Origin of the sequence: Streptomyces sp. NPDC002130 (genome assembly GCF_040296465.1) — a bacterium.
In the GTDB taxonomy this organism is placed as follows: domain Bacteria; phylum Actinomycetota; class Actinomycetes; order Streptomycetales; family Streptomycetaceae; genus Streptomyces.
In genome coordinates, this window is record NZ_JBEOXI010000401.1 from 1 (window position 1) to 4963 (window position 4963).

Sequence of the window (4963 nt, forward strand, 5' to 3'; positions counted from 1 at the left end):
GGCCGCGCTGGCCGGGCGGGCGCTGGAGCTGCCCGAGTTGGCGGAGGCCGGCACGGTCGCGGCGTATGTCTCGGTGGTGATCTCCAATGTCGAGGGAGCGCGGACGACGCCGTCGGTGGTGGCGTTCACCGAGAGCGGCGAGCGCCTGGTGGGTCAGCTTGCCCGACGGCAGGCGATCTTGAATCCGAAGGGCACGATCTACTCGGCGAAACGCTTCATCGGACGTCACTACGACGAGATCTCCGAGGAAGCCAAAGCGGTCAGCTTCGACGTCGTGCCGGGTGACAACGGTGAGGCCCGCTTCGACGTGCGCGGCAAGAAATACGCACCGGAGGAGATCAGTGCCCTCGTGCTGCGCAAGCTCGTCGACGACGCGAGCAAGTTCCTCGGTGAGAAGGTCAAGGAAGCGGTCATCACCGTTCCGGCCTACTTCAACGACGCGCAACGAAACGCCACCAAAGACGCCGGCCGGATCGCGGGCCTCGAGGTTCTGCGGATCATCAACGAGCCGACCGCTGCGGCACTCGCGTACGGCATGGACAAACAGACCCACGAAACCGTACTGGTCTTCGACCTCGGCGGCGGAACCTTCGATGTGAGCCTGCTCGATGTCGGCGAGGGAGTGGTCGAGGTTCGTTCCACGGCCGGCGACTCCCACCTCGGCGGCGACGACTTCGACCGACGCCTGGTGGACTACCTCGCCGACGAATTCCAGCGCGCGGAGAACATCGATCTGCGCAAGGATGCGCAGGCATTGCAGCGCCTCTTCGAGGCCGCGGAGAAAGCCAAGGTCGAGTTGTCCTCGGTGACCCAGGCCCAGGTAAACCTGCCTTTCGTCACCGCTGACGCGAACGGTCCCAAGCACCTCACCACCACGATCATGCGATCGAAGTTCGAGGATTTGACTGCCGATCTGGTGGAACGCTGCCTCGACCCCGTGAAGCAGGCGATGAGTGACGCCAAGGTCACCGCCAACGACATCGACGAGGTGATCCTGGTCGGTGGTTCGACACGTATTCCTGCGGTGCAGGCGCTGGTTCGCCGGCTCACCGGCGGCAAGGACCCCCACATGGGCGTCAACCCGGACGAGGTCGTTGCCCTCGGAGCCGCAGTCCAGGCGGGCGTGCTCAAAGGCGAGGTCTCCGATGTGCTGTTGCTCGATGTCACCCCGCTGTCCCTCGGCGTCGAGACGCAGGGCGGGGTGATGACCAAGATCATCGAGCGCAACACGACGATCCCGGCACGGCGCAGCGAAGTGTTCTCCACGGCGGAAGACAATCAGTCCGCCGTGGACGTCGTGGTGCTGCAGGGCGAACGCGAACGTGCGGCCGACAACCGGGTGCTCGGCCGGTTCCGGCTGGAAGACATCCGCCCCGCGCCACGTGGCGAGGCCCAAGTCGAAGTCACTTTCGATATCGACGCCAACGGCATCCTGAACGTCACCGCCCGCGACAAGGACACCGGCAAGGAACAGAGCATCACGATCAGTGAACAGGGCAACCTGGACCAGAGTGACGTCGAGCGCATGCTGGCAGAGGCCGAACGGAACCGGGGTGAGGACGAGGCGCTGCGCAAGGCGGTCGACGCACGCAACGCGCTCGATTCGGTTGCCTATCAAGTGGAACGGCGACTCGCCGAACTCGGTGACAGTGCCCCGCCGCATGAGAAGGCGCGGGCCGAGATGCTGATCGCCGACGCCAGGAAGGCGGTCAAAGACGGTGCTTCACCCGCGGAGGTTCAGCCACTCACCTCGGAGCTGCAACAGCTGCTCTACGGACTTGTGCCGGACCAGTCGGACGACGGGCAAGCAGGCGGCGCTGATGCTGCGTCGTCGGATGACGACGACGTGATCGACGCCGAATTCGATCGAAGCTGAGGCGCACGATGGAAATGTCTGCAGATCATTCGACGACTGAGCCGACTACCAACAGCGCCGACACGGATCAAAGCAAGACCGAGTCCGATCGCGCCGAGACGGCAGACGAGCTGTCTCAACTCGAGGACCGTTGGCGCAGGGCCGTCGCAGATCTGGACAACCTGCGCAAGCGATACGCCAAAGATCTGGACCGTGAACGCGCCGCGGAAGTAGCGAAGGTTTCGGCGGCGTGGCTGCCGGTACTGGACAATTTGGAGCTTGCGCTGGCCCATGCGGGCAGCGATCCGCAGGCCGTCGTCGAGGGTGTGAAGGCGATCCGGGATCAGGCGGTACAGGTGCTCTCACGGTTCGGCTTCGAGCGCCACGACGAGGTCGGTGTGCCGTTCTCCCCGGAGCTCCATGAAGTGGTCAGTGTGGTAACCCGACCCGACCTTCCGTCCGGGACCGTGGTCGAGGTCTTGCGCCCGGGTTATGGAGAGGACGGGCGACAGTTGCGGCCCGCCGCGGTGGTCGTCAGCCGCCCCGAGGGGTGAGCACCGATGGCCCGTGACTACTACGAAGTACTCGGGGTCCCGCGGGGCGCCGGCACCGACGAAATTCAGCAGGCGTACCGCAAGCTGGCCCGCAAGTACCACCCCGATGTGAACAAGGATCCCACTGCGGAGGACAGGTTCAAGGAGGCCAACGAGGCCTATCAGGTGTTGTCCGACACGGACACCCGGAAACGCTACGACCGATTCGGTGACGACTTCCGGCATGTACCCGAGGATTACGACGAACGGGTGCGGGCAAACGCCGCCGGGTACGGCGGTGGCGGGAGAAGGGTGCACTTCGGCCACGGTGTCGGCGGTGAGGGTGCCGTCGACTTCGAAGACCTCTTCGGGCAGATGTTCGGCGGAGGCGGTGGGTTCGGACCGATTCCCGGCGCCGATCAGGAGGCCGAACTGGAACTGGCGCTGGAAGAGGCCTATCAGGGCGGAAAACGCACTCTCAGACTGGACGGACGGCAGTATGACGTCGACATTCCGGCCGGTGTCCTGGACGGCCAGCGAATCCGGTTGGCCGGGCAAGGAGGCCGGGGCAACGGTGACGCGCCGCCTGGGGATCTGTACCTCGTGGTGCGGATCAAGCCGCATTCACGGTTCCGCGTGCAGGGTCGGGACATCTACGTCGATCTGCCCGTATCGCCATGGGAGGCGGTTCTCGGGTCGACAGTCGTCGTTCCCACCCCGGGTGGCGAGGCGAAAGTCAAAGTGGTGCCGGGCTCGTCGACTGGTAGGAAGCTGCGCCTGCGCGGAGAGGGAATGCCGAATCCGCGGGGCGCCAACGGCAACCTCTACGCCGAAATCAAGGTGATGGTTCCGTCGAAACCGACAGCACGTGAACGCGAGCTGTTCGAGCAGTTGGGCGCCGAATCGAACTTCGATCCGAGGAAAGAGACATGAGCACCCCAACGCCGGTCACTCAGTACGTATTGGTTCGCCGTGCCGGTTTGTCGCCGGATGCCTTCGCCGAACGTACCGGGCTGCACCCCGACCTGGCACGAAAGCTTGTGGCTCTCGGACTGCTCGACGCCCACCGCTACGCCGGCGGAGAGATGTCGTTCGAACCATCCGAAGTGGTCCACGCCGCCCGCATCCAACGGCTGCGGACCGGCCTGGGCCTGAACTACTCGGCAATCGGGCTCGTGCTCGATCTGCTGGATCGAATCGAGAAACTCGAAGCAGCTTCCCGCAGAAGGAGGACACCCCCATGGACACCGGCAGCCTGACTGAAAAGTCACGAGAAGCCCTGCAGGAAGCCCAGAACGTCGCGACCAGAATGGGCCACACCGAGGTCGACGGAGAGCACCTGCTGCTCGCGTTGGTCGATCAGCAGGATGGGTTGGTACCCCGACTGCTCGAACAGGCCGGCGCGAACGTCGATGCCCTGCGATCCGATCTGGATCGTGAACTGTCGCGTAGGCCGAAGGTCAGCGGCCCCGGCGCGACACCCGGTCAGGTGACGATCACCCAGCGCCTGGCCAAGCTGCTCGACGCCGCAGAGCGGGAGGCGAAGCGACTCAAGGATTCCTACGTGTCGGTGGAGCATCTCGTGATGGCCCTCTCCGAGGAAGGATCGGCCAGCGCGGCCGGTCGGGTCCTCGCCAGTCACGGGGTCACACGAGACGCCTTCCTCACAGCGCTGACGAAGGTGCGCGGCAATCAGCGTGTCACCTCGGCCACCCCGGAGGGGGCGTACGAGGCATTGGAGAAGTACGGGCGCGACCTCGTCTCCGAGGGGCGGGCAGGCAAACTCGATCCGGTCATCGGCCGAGATGCCGAGATCCGCAGGGTAACTCAGATCTTGAGCCGGAAAACGAAGAACAACCCGGTGCTGATCGGCGACCCCGGTGTAGGTAAGACTGCGATTGTCGAGGGTCTCGCCCAGCGGATCGTCCGCGGCGACGTGCCCGAGGGCCTACGCGACAAGACGATCTTCTCGCTCGACATGGGTTCTCTGGTGGCCGGTGCGAAGTACCGCGGCGAGTTCGAGGAGCGACTGCAGGCCGTGCTGTCCGAGGTGAAGGCTGCCGAGGGGCGCATCCTGTTGTTCGTCGACGAGTTGCATACCGTGGTCGGAGCGGGCTCGGTCGGCGGCGAGGGGTCTCTCGACGCCGGCAACATGCTCAAACCGATGCTCGCACGCGGCGAACTGCACATGATCGGTGCCACCACTCTCGACGAGTATCGCAAGCACATCGAATCCGATGCGGCACTGGAGCGTCGATTCCAGACCGTTCTCGTCGACGAGCCCAGTGCCGAGGATGCGATCTCGATTCTGCGCGGACTTCGAGAACGCCTCGAGGTGTTCCATGGCGTGAAAATTCAAGACGGTGCATTGGTGGCCGCCGTGACCCTCTCGCACCGGTACATCACCGACCGCTTCCTTCCGGACAAGGCGATCGATCTCGTAGACGAGGCATGCGCTCGGCTCCGCACCGAAATCGATTCGATGCCTGCCGAACTCGACGAGCTCACCCGGAAGGTGACCCGTCTGGAGATCGAAGAGGCCGCACTGTCCAAGGAAACGGACGCGGCCAGCAAG

General features: G+C 64.7%; 5 protein-coding genes. All 5 read left to right on the forward strand.

The genetic code is table 11. The features are described 5' to 3' along the window. The first annotated feature begins 22 nt into the window (after positions 1–22). On the forward strand, positions 23–1876 hold the full coding sequence (dnaK, locus tag ABT116_RS39535; protein WP_351644621.1) for a molecular chaperone DnaK: 1854 nt from the start codon (positions 23–25) through the stop codon (positions 1874–1876). A gap of 8 nt (positions 1877–1884) precedes the next feature. Continuing rightward, the gene (locus ABT116_RS39540; protein WP_042926710.1) at positions 1885–2409 is read left to right on the forward strand and encodes a nucleotide exchange factor GrpE; all 525 of its coding nucleotides are present in this window, start codon (positions 1885–1887) and stop codon (positions 2407–2409) included. Between the two features lie 6 nt (positions 2410–2415). Further along, entirely contained in the window at positions 2416–3321 is a 906-nt protein-coding gene (locus ABT116_RS39545; protein WP_351644610.1) for a DnaJ C-terminal domain-containing protein, read from the forward strand. Continuing rightward, entirely contained in the window at positions 3318–3647 is a 330-nt protein-coding gene (locus ABT116_RS39550; protein ID WP_003942652.1) for a chaperone modulator CbpM, read from the forward strand. Before ABT116_RS39545 ends, ABT116_RS39550 begins: the two co-directional genes overlap by 4 nt. Continuing rightward, positions 3629–4963 (forward strand): Clp protease N-terminal domain-containing protein (locus tag ABT116_RS39555; RefSeq protein ID WP_351644617.1); only part of this gene is annotated, 1335 nt, incomplete at its 3' end. The genes ABT116_RS39550 and ABT116_RS39555, both read left to right, overlap by 19 nt.